Source organism: Nonomuraea diastatica, from assembly GCF_004349015.1.
In the GTDB taxonomy this organism is placed as follows: domain Bacteria; phylum Actinomycetota; class Actinomycetes; order Streptosporangiales; family Streptosporangiaceae; genus Nonomuraea; species Nonomuraea diastatica.
Map to the genome: position 1 here is coordinate 61,207 of NZ_SMKP01000005.1, position 16,103 is coordinate 77,309.

At 71.8% G+C, this 16,103-nt stretch carries 14 protein-coding genes; 6 read left to right on the forward strand and 8 right to left on the reverse strand.

Annotated elements, in window-relative coordinates:
• Positions 1-73: 73 nt before the first annotated feature.
• The 3 genes from E1294_RS02730 to E1294_RS02740 are packed head-to-tail and all read right to left on the reverse strand — an operon-like array spanning position 74 to position 3,088.
• Positions 74-1,579, reverse strand: a complete 1,506-nt coding sequence (locus E1294_RS02730) for a tripartite tricarboxylate transporter permease (protein WP_132504096.1) — start codon at positions 1,577-1,579, stop codon at positions 74-76.
• Between the two features lie 20 nt (positions 1,580-1,599).
• Positions 1,600-2,061 (reverse strand): tripartite tricarboxylate transporter TctB family protein, encoded by a 462-nt coding sequence (locus tag E1294_RS02735; protein WP_132504098.1) that lies wholly within the window; start codon positions 2,059-2,061, stop codon positions 1,600-1,602.
• 1 nt (position 2,062) lies between these two features.
• Positions 2,063-3,088 carry a tripartite tricarboxylate transporter substrate-binding protein gene (locus tag E1294_RS02740; protein ID WP_220447518.1) on the reverse strand — a complete coding sequence of 342 codons (1,026 nt, stop codon included), beginning with the start codon at positions 3,086-3,088 and terminating at the stop codon, positions 2,063-2,065.
• Positions 3,089-3,257: 169 nt separating this feature from the next.
• On the opposite strand from E1294_RS02740, the gene E1294_RS02745 reads away from it, so the two are divergent.
• Together E1294_RS02745 and E1294_RS02750 are read left to right on the forward strand one after the other, a co-directional pair.
• Positions 3,258-3,941, forward strand: coding sequence for a response regulator transcription factor (locus E1294_RS02745; RefSeq protein WP_132504100.1), 684 nt, complete (start codon positions 3,258-3,260; stop codon positions 3,939-3,941).
• Between the two features lie 6 nt (positions 3,942-3,947).
• The gene (locus tag E1294_RS02750; protein WP_132504102.1) at positions 3,948-5,513 is read left to right on the forward strand and encodes a sensor histidine kinase; all 1,566 of its coding nucleotides are present in this window, start codon (positions 3,948-3,950) and stop codon (positions 5,511-5,513) included.
• 58 nt (positions 5,514-5,571) lie between these two features.
• Here E1294_RS02750 and E1294_RS02755 read toward each other — a convergent pair whose 3' ends face one another.
• The 5 genes from E1294_RS02755 to E1294_RS02775 all read right to left on the reverse strand — a co-directional run bounded on the left by E1294_RS02755 (position 5,572) and on the right by E1294_RS02775 (position 12,250).
• Entirely contained in the window at positions 5,572-6,546 is a 975-nt protein-coding gene (locus E1294_RS02755) for a TAXI family TRAP transporter solute-binding subunit (protein WP_132504104.1), read from the reverse strand.
• 51 nt (positions 6,547-6,597) lie between these two features.
• Positions 6,598-7,332, reverse strand: a complete 735-nt coding sequence (locus tag E1294_RS02760; RefSeq protein ID WP_132504106.1) for a class I SAM-dependent methyltransferase — start codon at positions 7,330-7,332, stop codon at positions 6,598-6,600.
• Positions 7,325-9,937 carry an FtsX-like permease family protein gene (locus E1294_RS02765; RefSeq protein ID WP_132504108.1) on the reverse strand — a complete coding sequence of 871 codons (2,613 nt, stop codon included), beginning with the start codon at positions 9,935-9,937 and terminating at the stop codon, positions 7,325-7,327. Before E1294_RS02765 ends, E1294_RS02760 begins: the two co-directional genes overlap by 8 nt.
• A gap of 232 nt (positions 9,938-10,169) precedes the next feature.
• On the reverse strand, positions 10,170-11,540 hold the full coding sequence (locus E1294_RS02770) for a phenylacetate--CoA ligase family protein (RefSeq protein ID WP_132504110.1): 1,371 nt from the start codon (positions 11,538-11,540) through the stop codon (positions 10,170-10,172).
• A gap of 80 nt (positions 11,541-11,620) precedes the next feature.
• Positions 11,621-12,250, reverse strand: a complete 630-nt coding sequence (locus tag E1294_RS02775; RefSeq protein ID WP_132504112.1) for a TetR/AcrR family transcriptional regulator — start codon at positions 12,248-12,250, stop codon at positions 11,621-11,623.
• A gap of 189 nt (positions 12,251-12,439) precedes the next feature.
• Here E1294_RS02775 and E1294_RS02780 point away from each other — a divergent pair, with 189 nt between their 5' ends.
• The 4 genes from E1294_RS02780 (at position 12,440) to E1294_RS02795 (ending at position 16,100) form a co-directional block, all read left to right on the forward strand.
• Positions 12,440-13,480, forward strand: a complete 1,041-nt coding sequence (locus tag E1294_RS02780; protein WP_132504114.1) for a LacI family DNA-binding transcriptional regulator — start codon at positions 12,440-12,442, stop codon at positions 13,478-13,480.
• A 141-nt stretch (positions 13,481-13,621) separates the two neighbouring features.
• The gene (locus tag E1294_RS02785) at positions 13,622-14,542 is read left to right on the forward strand and encodes a carbohydrate ABC transporter permease (RefSeq protein WP_132504116.1); all 921 of its coding nucleotides are present in this window, start codon (positions 13,622-13,624) and stop codon (positions 14,540-14,542) included.
• Positions 14,539-15,447: a carbohydrate ABC transporter permease gene (locus E1294_RS02790; RefSeq protein WP_132504118.1), complete on the forward strand. Its 909-nt coding sequence runs from the start codon at positions 14,539-14,541 to the stop codon at positions 15,445-15,447. Before E1294_RS02785 ends, E1294_RS02790 begins: the two co-directional genes overlap by 4 nt.
• On the forward strand, positions 15,444-16,100 hold the full coding sequence (locus tag E1294_RS02795) for a hypothetical protein (RefSeq protein WP_132504120.1): 657 nt from the start codon (positions 15,444-15,446) through the stop codon (positions 16,098-16,100). Before E1294_RS02790 ends, E1294_RS02795 begins: the two co-directional genes overlap by 4 nt.
• Positions 16,101-16,103: the final 3 nt, after the last annotated feature.

Consider the following 16,103-nt stretch of genomic DNA (forward strand, 5'->3'; position numbering starts at 1 on the left):
GGCGTTGAGAGGACATTCCCGATGGTGCTCCCGGTGGGTGCGACCTTTCCGCGGCTGCTCCTTCCACGGGTTCCTAATCCTCCTCGGAGAAGACGATCTCGCGGCGCCTGCGGATCGTCGGGAGGACGGCGACGACGAGCGCCGCCAGAGCCACAACCAGCAGCACGGCGGAGATCGGCCGGGTCAGGAAGACCGACGCGTCGCCCCGGGAGATGATCATCGCCCGCCGCAGGTTCTCCTCCAGGAGGGGCCCGAGGACGAAGCCGAGCAGCAGCGGCGCCGGCTCGCAGCCGCACTTGATCAGGATGTAGCCCAGGAGCCCGAAGAGCACGATCGCGTAGACGTCGTAGGCGTTGAACCCCAGGGAGTACGTGCCGATCGAGGCGAACAGGATGATCATCGGGAACAGCACCTGGTACGGGATGCGCAGCATGCGCACCCACATGCCGATCAGCGGCAGGTTCAGCAGGACGAGCAGCACGTTGCCGATCCACATCGACGCGATCAGGCCCCAGAACAGCGCGGGCTCGTCGGTGATGACGTTCGGGCCGGGGGTGATGCCGTGCACGATGAACGCGCCGACCATCAGCGCCATGACCGGATGGGCGGGCAGCCCGAGGGTGAGCAGCGGGATGAACGACGTCTGCGCGGCCGCGTTGTTCGCCGACTCGGGGCCGGCGACGCCCTCGATCGCGCCGCGCCCGAACTCCTGCCGCCGCTTCGAGATGCGCTTCTCGACGGCGTACGAAGTGAACGAGGCCAGCACGTGGCCACCGCCGGGCAGGACGCCCAGCGCGGCCCCGAGACCGGTGCCCCGCAGGATCGGGCCGACGATCCGGCGCCGGTCCTCGCGGGTGGGCCAGAGGTTCTTCACCCTGCTGACGATGGCCGTGCGGGTCTGCTCGTTCTCCAGGTTGCGCAGGATCTCGGCCACGCCGAACATGCCGACGGCGACCGACACGAAGTCGATGCCTCCGTACAACTCGCGCTGGCCGAAGACGAATCGGGGCGTGCCGGTGTAGATGTCCTGGCCGACCGTGCCCAGCAGGACGCCGAGGAAGATCATCGCCAGTGCCTTGATCGCGTTGCCGCGCGCCAGCGCGATCGACACGATCAGGCCCAGCAGCACCAGGGAGAAGTACTCGGCCGGGCCGAACTGCAACGCGACGCGGGCCAGCGGCGGGGCGGCGATGGCGAGCGCGACGGTGGCGATCGTGCCGGCGATGAACGATCCGATCGCGGCCGAGGCCAGCGCCGGGCCGGCCCTGCCCTGCCGGGCCATCTCGTGCCCGTCCAGCGCGGTGACCGCCGCCGACGACTCGCCGGGCAGGTTGATCAGGATGGCGGTCGTCGAGCCGCCGTACTGCGCGCCGTAGTAGATGCCGGCCAGCATGATCAGCGCTGTCACCGGCTCGAAGTTGAACGTGATCGGCAGCAGCATCGCCACCGTCGCCGTCGGCCCGATGCCGGGCAGCACGCCGACCGCCGTCCCGAGCAGCACACCCACGAAGCAGTAGAGGACGTTCTGGATCAGAAGGGCTGTCGAGAAGCCCAGGGCGAGGTTGTCGAGAAGTTCCATGCCTCAATCCGGATGTCGCGTCAGAACCCCAGCCACGGGCCCCAGAGCGGGAGCCGCAGCTGGAGCCCGACGACGAAGATGATCGTGCCGGCCACGGTCAGCCCGGCGGCCACGGCCACGGCCGTGCGCAGCCGTACGCGCGAACTGGCCAGCGTGGTGAGCAGGGCGGTCACCGCCGACGCCGGCACGAACCCGAGCCCCCGTACGGTGAATCCGAAGAACACGAGCGCGAGCGTGATGACGGCGACCGCCCGCCAGGGGATCCGCCCGAACGCGATCATCTCGCCGGCGATGAGCCCTTTGATGACGATCCCGAGGCCCAGCGCGGCCACGAGCACGCCGACCAGCAGCGGAAAGGCGCCGGGGCCCATCCGCAGGGGGGTGCCCAGCTCGTAGCCGAGCGACCCCACCACGAATGCGCCACCGAGCAGGATGAAGATTCCCCCGGCGAGAATGTCGGGGAAGGACCGGCGGCGCTCCACCTCAGGAGGCCTTGACGCCGGCGTCGGCGATGACCTTGCCCCAGGTGCCGAGCTGCTCTTCGAGCTTGGTCCGGTGCGCCTGCGGGGTCGCGCTCTCGGCCGGGACCGGCGCGGTGCCGAGCTTGCCCATCTGGTCGATGACCTTCTGGTCGGCCAGCGCGGCCTTCAGCGCCTCGGACAGTTTCTGTACGACGTCCTGCGGTGTGCCCTTCGGGACGTAGAGCCCGTGCCACACGCTGACCTCCAGGCCGGGCAGCCCGGCTTCGGCGGTGGTGGGCAGGTCGGGCAGGCTCTTCACCCGCTCCGGCGTAGTGACGGCGTACGCCTTCACCTCTCCCGCGGTGATCTGGCCGCTGGTGTTGGTCGTCTGGTCGCACATGAAGTCGACCTGGCCGCCGACGAGGTCGGTCAGCGCCGGGCCGGTGCCTTCGTACGGGACCTCCTGGAGCTTGACCCCGGCGGCGGTCTGGAACAGCAGGCCGCACAGGTGGGACGCGGCGCCGATGCCGGCGTTGGCCAGCGTGACCTTGTCGGCGTTCGCCTTCACGTGGGCCACGAGGTCCTTGAGCGTGGCGGGCGCGAAGTCCTTGCGGGCCACGACCGTCATCGGGACCTCGGTGACGAGCCCGACCGTCTCGAAGCTCTCCAGCGGCTGGTAACCCAGGTCCTGGTAGAGGGCGGGCGCCGTCGACATGCCGATGTGGTGCATCAGCACGGTGTAGCCGTCGGGCTCTGCCCGCGCGACCTCGCCGGCGCCGACCGTGCCGCCGGCGCCCTCGACGTTCTGGACGACGATCTTGCCGCCGAGCTTGGCGGCCATCGGCTCGGCGATCATGCGGGTGACGGTGTCCGTCGGGCCGCCCGCGCTGAACGGCACGACGAACGTGATGTTCTCATCCGGGTAGCCTCCGCCGCCGGCGTCGGCGTTGCCACCACCTCCGTTGCCGGAACACGCGGCGATGAGCGAAACGACGCCGATCGTGGCGATCATCCGCGCGGTGGCCCGGTACTTGCTGGACGTTCTCATGTCGAGGCCTCCTCGTCAGCGCATTCGCATCCGTAGGTGAGTGCGCGGCCTCAGTCTGGGCTGGCAGGGACGCGGATGGTGTCAGAGGAATCCCAAGGAATGTGCAGGATGTCAGAAAAATCCCAAGAACCGGCTGACGCGGCTGTAGATCCGGGTCGTACAATCCACTATGCGGATCACCATCATCGAGGATGACGACCGCGTGGCGCGGGGTCTGGTGACCGTCCTGGCTCAGGCCGGGTTCGAGGTCCACCGCATCGCGACCGCCGCCGAGGCCGTGCGCGCCGCCCCGACCGATGTGGTCCTCGTCGACCTGGGCCTGCCCGACGGCGACGGGCTCGACGTGATCCGCAAGCTGCGCGACCGTCCCGAAACCGCCGTCATCGCCGTGACAGCACGCTCGGAAGAGCACGAGCGCGTACGCGGCCTACGCGCCGGCGCCGACGACTACATCGTCAAGCCGTTCGGCATCCCGGAACTGCTGGCCAGGATCGACGCCGTCCTGCGGCGCACCCGGGTGGCCCGCGCCCTGAGCCATCCCGACGAGCCCCTCGTCCTCGGCCCGCTGCGGATCGGCGTCGGCACCCGCGAGGTCACCGTCGACGGCACACCCGTGACACTGACCCGCAAGGAGTTCGAGCTGCTCCTGCTGCTGGCCAGGCGGGCCCCCAACGTGGTGAGCCGCGACGTCATCCTCGACCAGATCTGGGGCGCGACCTGGGAGTCCTCCAGCCGCACCCTCGACACCCACATCGCGGCGTTACGGCACAAGCTCGGCCCGTCCGTGATCATCCGTACGATTCACGGGGTCGGCTACCGGCTCCTGGCCGACCGGCCGGAGCTGACCGGCTGACGCGCCTTGAACCGTCGCCTGCTCGTCGTCCTGGTGCCCCTCGCAGTGCTGCTCGTCGCGGCGCTCGGGGTACCGCTCAGCGTCAGCGTGGCCGAGCGGGAGATCCAGGAGACGTACGTCGACCGGCTCAACGACGTCGGACGGTTCTCGTCGCTGGCCGAGACCGCGCTCTCGACCGGGCGCACCGAGGCGCTCCAGCGGGAACTGGCGCGCTACCACGAGCTGTACGGCATCCCCGTCGCGGTGATCGACACCTCGGGCACGGTGCTGCTCGGACCCGCCGACGCCTACCAGGAGGCCGCGCGGGACGAGCCGGCGCTGCCCCGCATCGTGACCGCGGCGCTGGCCGGGGCGAGACCCGAACCGTCCGGGGACTGGGCGCCGTGGGACGACTCCGCACTCGTGGTCGCCGAACCCGTCGGCCGGGACAGCGAGGTCGTCGGCGCCGTCGTGACGATCTCCGACCTGTCGAAGACGCGCGCGCGCATCCTCACGCGCTGGGCCCGGCTCGCCGGGCTCGGGCTGCTGCCGTTGATCGCGCTGGTGGCCGTCGCCTGGCCGGTGTCGGCGTGGGTGTTGCGGCCGGTGCGCGAGCTGGACGCGGCCAGCTCGCGCATCTCCCAGGGCGACCTCACGATCCGCGCGGACGCCGAGGCGGGCCCGGTCGAGCTGCGGCGGCTGGCGGAGTCGTTCAACACCATGATGGACGCCGTCGAGAACGCCGTGCAGCGGCAGCGGGCGTTCGTGTCCGACGCGTCGCACCAGCTGCGCAACCCGCTGACCAGCCTCCGGCTCGCCGTGGAGAGCCTGGAACCGCACCTGGGCCCGGCTGACAACGGGGCGGGCAACGGGCGTCAGGTGTACGACGTCGCCGTCGACGAGCTGAAAGCCATGCAGCGGATGCTGAACTCCCTGCAGGCCAGCGCACGGATGGAGAGCATACGGACGGCGTCGCCGGTGGACCTCGACGCGGTGCTGGCGACCCGGGTGGACCGGTGGCGGGCGCTGACGGAGACGGCGGGGCAGACGTTGACAGTCGACGTGCCGCCGGGGCTGCGGTTGCTGGAGCCGTCGGGCGGGCTGGGCAGCATCCTGGACGAGCTGATCAGCAACGCGTTGCGGTTGTCGGACGCGCGGGCGGTGGAGGTGACCGCCCAAGCCGGCCCCGGTGAGGCGGGCGGTGGGCCCGGCGACGGCGCGGGTGCGGGTGTGGCGTACGGCGGCGGTGCGGGCGCGGGTGCGGCGCACGGCGGTGGGTCGGGTGGCGGCGCCAGGGCCGGAGGGGTGGTCACGATCGTCGTCCGTGACGACGGGCAGGGGATCGACGCGTCCGAGCGGGTCCAGGCGCTACGGCGGTTCTGGCGCTCGCCGCGGCACCAGAACGTGCCGGGGACCGGCCTCGGGCTGGCGATCTGCGCCGACCTGGTGGGGGCGGCCGGGGGCGAGCTGCGGCTGGAGGACGGGCTGCCACGTCCGGGCGGGTCGGGCCACGGATTCGCCGCGGTGGTCGCGTTGCCCGCCGTACCTCGGACGGCGTCGTCGTCGGACGCGCCGGCTCCGGCCCCCGCCTGAGCCCTCCGCCGGGGCCTCTGCCTGGGTCCTCCGCCCGAGCCACCGCCGGCGCTCGGGATCAGCGCTTGCGTTCGCGGAACCAGGCGGCCGCGCCCGGATGGAGCGGGATCGACGCGGTGGAGATCCCGGTCCGCACGTTGATCTGCCACGCCTCGGGAACGGCTTCGGAAACGGCCCCGGCGGTGTCGGTCCCGCCGGAGGTGATCGTGCCCGTGTGCGTGAAGATCGTGTCGGTGATGGCGTGGACCAGGTCGTCGGGCAGGTCGTTGCGCGCGAGAAGCACGTTCGGGACGGCGATGGTGCGGGTGGCGGGGACACCGGCGTAGGCGGTCGCGGGGATCATGGCCGGAGTGTAGGGACCCGGGAACGCCGTGAAGAGCGCGGGCGCCTGCTCGTCCAAGTGGATCAGCCGGATCGCGTGTTGCCGGGCCAGTTCCGTGATGGCGGGTGTCGGGACGCCGGTCAGGGAGAACATCGCGTCGATCTCGCCGTCGCGCAGCGCCGCCGCCGATGCGGCCTGGCTGAGGTAGCGGCCGTCGGCGTCCACCGGCCCGAGCTCCAGGACCCGCAGCGACGTGAACTCGGTGCCCGAGTCGCGGGCGCCGAGGGAGACGCGCTTGCCTTCGAGGTCGCGGAACTCGTCGATCGACGAACCGGCCATGACCACGAGGTGCAGGTGGCTCTCGTAGAGCCGGCATATCGCCGAGAGCCCCTCGGGCGCGCTGCCGTCGGCCATGATCAGCGCGTCCAGGCTCGTCAACCCGAGCTGCACCTCTCCCGCCCGCAACATGCGGATGTTGTCGGTGGACGCCCCGCTCGGCACGGTGCGCACCGTGGCACCCGGCACCTGCTCGGAGATGTGGCCGGCCAGCGCGCCGCCGATGCGCCGGTAGACCGCCCCCGCCGGCCCGGTGGCCAGGCGCAGGCCGACCTCTTCGACCTCGGGCTGCTGGGCGCACCCGGCGAGCAGCCCTCCGGCGGCCAGGAGCACCGCCCGCCGGCTGGGCCGCGGCTCCGGGTTCAGCAGCACCATGCCCGCGATGATACGGACGGCGCCGCACCGCCCAGAAGTTCCGATCGGCCGTTACGACGCCTTCTGCCACACCGAGATGTGGTTGCGGCTGTCGCTGGTGAACGGCTCGCGCGTCCAGCCCGCCCATCGCTCGCGCAAGGTCATGCCGGCGAGCCGTGCCATCAGGTCGAGTTCGGCCGGCCACACGTAGCGATGCGGCGACGAACGGGTCTCGAGCCGGCCGTCCACCACCCAGTAATGATGGGAGACGGCGATCTGCGATGCCACGTCGTACTCCTCGAAACCGAGATGTTCCTGGGTCACGGTGAACGGGTGGACGGTCTGGCCGGGCGGGAGGCGCCGAAGCTCGGGGACGTAGACCTCGATGACGAAACAGCCGCCGGGTTCCAGCTGCGCCGCCACGGTGCGGAAGCATTCGACCTGTTCGTCTTGTGTGGTGAGGTTCGTGATGGTGTTGCGCAGCAGGTAGGCGAGGGTGAAGGTGGCGCCCACCTGGGTGGTGGCGAAGTCGCCGACGGTCACGGGGATGTTCTCCGCGCCCGGTTCGGTCCGTAGCCGCGCCACCATCGCCCGCGACAGCTCGATGCCGTGCACCCGGACACCTCGCCGGCTGAGCGGCAACGCGATGCGCCCCGTACCGATGCCCAGTTCGAGAGCGGCGCCGCCCGGCCCGGCCAGGTCGGTGAGGAACCGTACAGCGGGGTCGACGACCGCGGGGTCGAACAGTTCCGGCCACTTGGCTTCGTACGTCTGTGCTGTTCGTTCGTCGAAGTTGTCCTCAGGCACAGCCCAACTGTGCCCGGAACGCTGGGCGATGACCAGTTCTCCGAGGTCTCCCACGCGGAGGACGGCGCCGAGGCCGCGGCTGGCCGCTGATGAGCGTGTGCGCGTACGCGCCGAGCACGGCCACGGCGGCCAGTCCCGCCGCCAGCGCGCCCGGCACGAACAGGTCGAGCGCGTAGTCGCCGACGGGCAGGTCACCGGCGTACGGCGACAGGTCCACGGCGGGCCCGAGCGCGGCGGGCAGGCCGAGGCCCAGGCCGAGCCCGGCCAGCGCGGTGACGAGGATCACGGGCAGGATCTCCAGCACGGTCAGCCGTCGCGCCTGCCGTTCCGACAGGCCGAGGGTACGCAGGAACGACACCGCCCTGGCCCGCTCCGCCGCCCCGACCATCAGGCCCAGCACGACGGCGGCCAGCGCGTACGCGGCCAGCGCGACCGTCACCACCACGAGCGCCCAGCGCACCGCGCTCGTCAGCGGATCGTCCCTGATGGCCGCCAGGGTCGTCTCCTGGGAGGTGACGGTGGCCGACGGGACGAGCCGCGCCAGCGCGGAGAGCGAGGCGTCCCCTCTGATCAGCAGCGTGTTCACGGCGGGCCGGACCTGCACGTCGATGGGCACGACGAGGAACTTGCCCTCGGTGAAGAAGCCGGGCACCGACTCGATCACGCCGCGGGTGGCGAGCTTCAGCCGCGACTGCCAGCCGATCTCGAACGTGCCCCGCCCGCGCAGCTCGGGCGAGACGAGCGCGCCGTCGGACAGGGCGGGCAGGTCGAGCGGGGTGCCGCCGAGGATCTGCCGCCACCGCGCGACGTCCACGGCGATGGCCTCGGCCCGCTCGCCGCCGTACCCGATCTGCACCTCGCCCGTCTGCGCTGGCACCACCTGCTCCACCCCGGCCAGGCCGCGCACGCGCTCGATCGCGTCGGCCGGGACCTCGATGTCGGAGGTCATCCTGATCGGCGCGCCGACCTGCTGCCAGGACGCCTGCAGCTGCGTGCCGGCGATCCCGTCGGAGATCACCGCGGCGAACACCGACACGCCCAGCGCGGGCAGCAGGATCAGCACGGGCAGCACGCCGGCGGGGCGGGCCCTGGCCGCCCGGGTCAGCCCGAGGAACGGCACCGCCGCCCGGCCGCGCGCCGTCAGCCGTACGAGCAGCCGCAGCGGGTACGGGTAGCAGCGCAGGATGATCAGCGCCGCCGCCCCGGTCAGGGCGACCGGCACCAGTAGCAGGAACGGGTCCTGCCCCGCCGAGTCGTCCAGCCGGCGCGCCCGCAGCAGGTAGGCCCCGGCCGACGCCAGCACGACGACCAGCACCTCCAGCGTGATCCGCCTGGCCGAGGGCCGGGCGGCGGCCACGTCGTCGCGTCGCTCGTGCAGCGGTGCGCGGTGCACGAGGGCCAGGCGCACGGCGGCGAACCCGACGGCCACGAGCACCACGAGCGCCGGCCCGGCGTGCACGATCGGCAGCACGGGACCGGGCACGAGGTACGACAGCGCGTACCCGGCCAGGGCGGCGGGCGCCACGGCCAGCCCGGTCAGCGCCGCGCCCGTGCCCGCCACCTGCCGGAGCGAGCCGCCGCGCGCCCGCGCCAGCGTGAGCGCGTGGTCGATCCTGCCGGCCAGGAGTCGCACGGCCAGCACGATCACGCCGAGGGCCACGGTGAGGAGCCCGCCGAGCACCAGGAACATCACGGTCCGCGCGGTGGACAGCTCGGCCAGGAAGTCACCGAGCAGCTTGGGCAGCGCGGTCCGCAGGCGGAAGGGGGCGGCCGTGCCCATGGGCTGCAGCGCCACGAGCCGGTCGAACTCCGCGACCGCCGCCCGGAGGCCGCCGGCGGCCCGCGCACTCGCCGCCCGCGCGTCAACGGGCAGGGTCCAGCGGTAGGTCAGGTAGCGTTCCTCGCCGCTGAGCACGCCCAGCCCGGCCTCGGAGACGAGCGCCGTTATGTGCTTCTGGAGCGGCTGCAGCCGCAGGACGTGCAGGACGTCGAGGTGGTGCGACCAGTAGCGGTCGGCGGGATCCTTCGCGCGGAAGACGCCGACGATCTGCACGCCGGCGTGATCGTTCTCACCGACGATCTTCGTCTGGCCCAGCCGCAGCTCCATCTTGCTCAGGGCCTCCTCGACGACCCCGACCTCGAACACGGGGATCGTCCGGCCTTCGTACCGCATGGTCGCGATCGCGCCGGGGGCCCGCCCCCGCACCCAGTCCACGCGCCGGTCGGCGTCGGAGAGCCAGCCCAGGTTGATGTACGACTGGCCGCTGGTGCCGGTGATCGGCGTGCGGATGGTCTTGGCGCTCATGTGGCCGCCGGCGGCAGCCAGCGGGCGCAGCCGCGCGGGCATGATTTCGCGCCAGAGGCGGTCGAAGGAGTCGAACGGGGCGCGTTCGCGAAGGTCCTCCTCCCGCGAGCTCGACTCCATGGTCACGGTCAGGTCGGCCAGCACGGCGGGGGCGGAGCTCAGCGCGCGGCGCAGCGCCTCGTCGTACGACGCCTGCGTCGCCCTGGGCAGCCCCGCGACCAGCAGGCAGGCGCATGACGTCAGCACGAGGAGCACGCCCATCGTGCCCAGCTGTTCCCGCGCGAGCCGCCAGAACCGCACCGTTCCTCCCGAAGGCCGAGCCCTTGCCCTGCGCGGGTCGCGTACCGGCGCGGCGACGATCGCGGCCGGAATCCCGGGCCCCGCGCAGGTTACCGCCCACGGGTGCGGCGCACCACGTCCGGCCGCGCGCCCGGCTCAGAGCTCGATCCCCTTGGTGATCCTTGCCAGTTCCGGTACGAGGGGCCTGCTGGCCATCACGGTGACGGCGACGCCCTCGCGCTCGGACGTGCCGTCACACCTTCGCCAGGGGGATGATCCTGCGGAACTTGCCGCCGGGCGACTGCTGCGGTGGTTCCTCGGCGCGTTCGAGGGTGACGTCCCCGGCCTGGTGCTCGGCGAGCAGGTGGGTCACCCGGTCGCGCGTGGTCTCCCACACGCGGTCGGCGTCCGCGCCGTCGGCGGGTCGCAGGCGTACGCGCAAGGTGGCGGGCGCCGTCTGGACGAGCTGGAACTGCTCGATGCCCGGCACGTGCAGCGCGGCGCCGAAGACCATGGGGGAGATGCTGACGTGGTCGCCACCGCCGGTGGGGAAGGTGAGCAGCTCGGCGGCGCGGCCCTGCACCCGGATGGCAGGGAGCGGGCTGCCGCAGGGGCAGGCGTCGGGCCGGACGATGACGTTGTCGCCGAGGTCGTAACGGAGGATCGGCTGGACCCGGTTGGCGAGGTTGCTGATCAGCACGGTGTGCGAGAGCCGGCCCGGCGGGACGGGCCGGTGGTCGGCGTCGACCGGTTCCAGGACGGCCCAGTCGCTGTTGACGTGATACCAGCCGTCCGTGCAGCCGGCGCTCAGGAAGCCGCACTCGGCCGAGGCGTAGGCGGCGCGGACCTTGGCCCCGAACGCGGTGGCGATCCGCTCCCGGGCGTGCGGAGTCAACGTCTCACCGCCCGGGACGACCAGCGCGGGGCGGATCCGCAGCCTGCCAGCTTCCTGCTCGCCGGCCAGCAGGGTGAGCATGCCCGCGAAGCCGGCGACACTGGCGGGGTCGAACCGGTTGAGCTGGTCGACCAGGTCCGCGATCGGCTGATCGATGGGGAAGACCCGCATCATCCGGCCGAGCCATGGCCTGTCCAGCGCCATCCGGGCCGGTCCCGCGACCGTGGCGAAATGTCCGCCGGGCGCGGTGACGATGGCGGTACGGCCCGCGCGGGCGAGGGTCCGGACGACGTCCCCGGCCGCCAGCCCGCCACCGGAGCGCAGGCCGAGGCCGGTGTGCACGGTCATGTTCCGGTCGTCCAGCACGAAGAGGCCGCGCAGACCGCTGGTGCCGGTGGTGGTGACCACCAGGTACCGGCCGCAGAACGGGTGCCCCACGAGGCGCGGGTCGGCCGCGAACGCCTCGACCTTCTCGCGAGTCACCTGCCGGTCGGTGACCCAGTCGTCGAAGCGGGCCATCAGCGCCTTCTTGTCGGTGACCGGAAGCAGCGCCGGGTCGTCGACCTGATCGGGCAGGCCTTCGTACAGTTCGCGGTAGTAGGGCGAGTGGGCGCGGGCGTAGGCCACCGCCTCGGCCAGGCGGGCCCGCCGGCGCCGCATGAGCCCCGCGGCACCCTCCCGCGTGGCGCGTCGTGCGTCGCGGGCCACCTGCCGGACGTTCTCCCTCATGGTGGGCCGGTCCTTTCTGCGGGTATGCCGCCGGCCTTGCGGGCCGGTCTGGGTTACGTGAGCCTTGCGGGCGGCCCGGGTCACGCGTCTTCGTCGTGCGGTCGCACGGAACGCAGGCCTTGCATGGCGATGTCGACGGCATGCCGCGCGGCCTCCCACAGCTCGTCCTGTGACCGGCCAAGCTGAACGCTCGCCCAGCTCGCCTGCTGGATCGCGCCCAGCAGCGCGCCGGTCATCGCCGCGGCGGTGATGGGGTCGAGCCGGCCGGGGAACGCCTTCTGCAGCTTGCCGGCGATCCGGCGCTGCAGGTCGAGCAGCAGGTAGAGCCCTTTCGCCTGCAGGGCGGGTGTGTTCAGCACCAGCCGGGCCGTCGCCGACAGCTCTTCGGGCTCCTTCGGCGGAACCTTGGGCCGGCGGTGGGCGGCGTACTCCTGGACCATCCTCGCCAGCACCTCGCCGGGACCCTCCTCCGGCCGGCGTTCCGCGATCGCCCGGAAAAGCACGTCGAAGTCCCGCTCGGTGCCGACCCACAGGACCTCGTCCTTGCTGCGGAAGTAGTTGGAGAACGTCTTGGGGTCGACGTCCGCCGCTGCGGCGATCTGCGCCATCGTGGTCTGCTCGTATCCCTGCTCCTCGAACAGCTTGATCGCCACCATGACGATCCGTTGCCGCGTCTCACGCTTCTTCCGCTCTCGCCGCGACTCCTGCATGGCCTAAACGTACGCCCACCCGAACTTCCCCGCAACAAGAAAGTTCCATGATCGGGAACTTTGCCCCGGCCGAGATCCGGCTATCCTGAGGCCGCCACCGATCACCTGATGATCACCGCCTGCTGTTCGCCGCGGCGGCGATGCTTGTCGTTCATGCATGGCGGTGCTGGCCGGCGCGGGAGGTGAGACGTGCAGGACGACCTGGAGCAGGGCGACCGGGCCCGGGCGCGACGGGTGCGGATGATCGACGTGGCCAACTCGCTGGGGCTGTCCCGGGCCACCGTCTCGCTGGTGATGCGGAACAGCCCGTTGGTGTCGGCGGCGACCCGGAGTGCGGTCCTGGCCGAGGCCGAGCGGCTGGGATACATCTACAACCAGGCCGCCGCGAACCTGCGGACCCAGCGCAACGACCTGGTCGGCCTCGTGATGCCGGACGTGATGAACCCGTTCGTCGCCGAGGTGTCGCTGGGCGTGCAGGAGGTGCTCGGCGAGATCGGCTTCTTCGTCATGATCGCCAACACGGTCGACCGGCTGGACCTGCAGCGGCAGATCCTGCAGTCCCTGGTGGGGCACCGAGCGGCCGGCGTCGTCACCATCCCGGCGCTGACCTCGGCCGCCGACCATTTCGCCGGCATCCGCCGCAGCGGCCTGCCGACGGTGCTGCTGCTGCGGCACATCGACGGTGTCGACCTGCCCTTCGTCGGCACAGACGAGGCAGGCATCGGCCGGCTCGGCGCCGAGCACCTGATCGCCGTGCACGGTTGCCGCCGGGTGGCCTACTTCGGCGGCGACCCGCTGGCCTCGCCGCGGGTGGGCCGGATGGAGGCCTTCCGCGAGGCGGTCGCCGAGGCCGGCGCCGGCTGGGACGCGACCTGGTCGGAGCCGCTGGAGGCGACCGCGGACGCGGCGCACCGCCGCGCCGCCGACCTGCTCGCCGCGGGGCCGCCGCCGGACGGGGTGCTGTGCCACAGCGACAACGTGGCCTACGGCCTGGCCAAGGCGCTGCGGCTGGGCACGCCCGACGCGGCGCCCTGCGCGGTACTGGGCATAGACGACCTTCACCAGTCGGCGATGTGGAACCCGTCGATCAGCAGCATCGCCACCGATCCTGTCGAGCTGGGCCGGGTCTGCGGCCGCGTGCTGCTGGCGGAGATGGGGATGCCGGTCGAGGGCAGCCGCACGCCTCCGCCGCCCGAGATCCACGCCCGCGCGTCCTGCGGTTGCCGCTGACCCATTTCACCCTTGGCCTACCTGTTTTCATAGAAAAGGTTGACCCGCCGGTTTAGATCGATCTAAGGTCCATACCGAGTTGATGAGGCCCCATCGGCGCGAGCCCGGGGCCGGCGCACTCGACCGAGGGAGGGGGCACGGATGCCCGCAGCCGTCCGCTCTCCCCGTCGCGCGCAGTGGCACCGGCGCGAGGACGGCGTCGGCCGCCTGATGCTGCTGCCGAGCCTGCTGCCCTACCTCGCCTTCGCGCTGCTGCCGATCGGCTGGCTGTTCTGGTTCAGCTTCCAGCGCTGGAACGGGTTCACGGCGCCGCGGTTCGCCGGGGTCGCCAACTACGAGCGGATGATCGGCGACGAGCAGTGGTGGCTCGCGGTGCTGAACACGGTGAAGTTCGGGGCCGGCCGGCTGGTCATCGAGATCCCGCTGGCGCTGGTGCTGGCCTACGTGTTCTTCCGCGGGGTGCGCGCCGGCACCGTCTACCGGACGATCCTGTTCCTGCCGCACGTGCTGTCGCCGGCGATCATCGGCATCATCTTCGTCTTCCTGCTGCGCGAGACCGGCGGGCCGATCAACCAGCTGCTCGTCGGATCGGGCCTGGTGGAGGCGCCGATCCGCTTCCTGGGCGAGGCCGGCAGCGCCCTCGCCAGCCTCGTCGGCGTCGGCGTGTGGGCCCACCTCGGGATCAACCTGCTGCTGTTCTTCGCCGGCATGATGACGATCCCGAACGAGCTGCTCGAAAGCGCGTCGCTGGAAGGCGCCGGTCACTGGTCGACGCTGCGTCACATCGTGCTGCCGATGCTGGCCCCGGTGACACGGGTGGTGATCCTGATCTCGATCATCGGTACGCTGCGCAGCTTCGACCTGGTCAAAACGCTCACCGACGGCGGACCGGCCGGTGGCACCGAGGTGATGTTCACCTACCTCTACCGGTTCTTCTTCGAGCCGGAATCGGTGCCGCAGATCGGGTACGCCGCCGCGCTCGGCGTCACCGCGAGCGTGATCGTCGGCATCATCTCCGTGGCCTACCTGCGGATCAGCCGGAGCGGGAGGACGGCGCCATGAGCACACCCACCGTCACCGGACCCGCGACCCGGACGGCCGCTCGGCCCGTGCCGTCCAGGCGCCCGCGCCGCATCCGCCCGCTGGCCGCGCTGCTGCACGCGGTCCTGATCGCGGCGGCGCTGATCATGCTGTCGCCGCTGGTCTTCGGCCTGTTCGCCTCGGTGTCGCCGCTGGACCAGATTCTCAGCAGGAACGGCGGCCTCCTGCCCCGGGTCTGGGAGTGGGGCACTTACGTCCAGGCCTGGACTACGGCCAGCTTCTCCCGCTATTTCGTCAACAGCGTGATCGTCACGGCCCTGGTCGTGCTGCTGGACACGCTCGCCTCCAGCATGACCGGCTACGTGCTGGCGCGGCGCCGGCTCCACGGCCAGCGCATCCTCGAAGGCGTGTACGTCGGCACCCTGTTCGTCGGCCTGACCACGGCGACGCTCTACCCGCAGTACGTGATCGCCGAGGCGCTGGGCCTGGCCAACCTGCTCGGGATCGCGCTGGTCCAGCTGGCCGGCATCATGCTGGTGCACATCTTCCTGATCAAGGCGTTCGTGCTCGGCCTCGGCACCGAGATGGAGGACGCCGCCCGCGTCGACGGCTGCGGGCTGTTCGGCACCTACTGGCGCATCGCCTTCCCGATGATGCGGCCGATCCTCGCCACCACGGTGATCCTCGGCTTCCAGGCCTCGTGGAACAACTACCAGGTGCCGCTGGTGTTCTCGCTCGCCGCCCCCGACCTGCGCACCCTGGTCGTGGGCGTGAGCGCGCTGCAGTACGACGCCGCCGAGGGGATGACGCCGTACAACACGGTGCTGGCCGGCGCGAACATGGCGCTGGTGCCGATCGTGGTGATCTTCATCGTGCTGCAGCGGCACTTCGTCCGCGGCTGGACGGACGGGTCGGTGAAGGGATGACCCTGCTCGCTCCGGACGGCGCCCTGCTGCGCGGCTGGTCCCGCTGGTGGTTCTGGGCCTGGACCAGCTGCTGCTGGCTGCTGCTGAGCCTGCCTGTGATCACCGCTCCCGCGGCCACTCTGTGGTTGGTCGCCCAGCAACGCCGGCAGGCCCGCGGCGAGGCCGCGCTCGGGCCCGGCGAGACGCTGCGGTTCCTGGCCCGCCGGCTGCTGCCCGCCCTGCGGCTGGCCGGCTGCCATCTCGGCATCGCCTGCCTGGTGCTCGTCGGCCTGCTCGGCCCGTCGCCCGGCGGGCCCTACGGCTGGCTGGTGCTGACCACCAGCGTGGTGGCAGGGGTGACCTGGGCGCTGGTCGCCCCGTGGTCGGTCGTGATGTTCGAGCGCACCGGCCGTGCCGTCGCGGCGCTGCGGATGGCGTACGTGCTGGCGCTGTCGCGGATCGAGCTGGCACTGACCGCGACGGTGGCCATGCTGGCCGCCACCGTCGCGGGGCCGTTCCTGGCGACCCAGGTGCCGTACGCCGGCCCGCTGCTGGCGATCGCGCTGCCGGCGGCCACGGCCAGTTTCGTGATCATGCTCGGCGATCGGGCCGCCGCGGTCCGAGACGTGGTCACCGCCGGCCGGATCGGGTCCGGTTCGGTCCCTTCCGGATGAGAA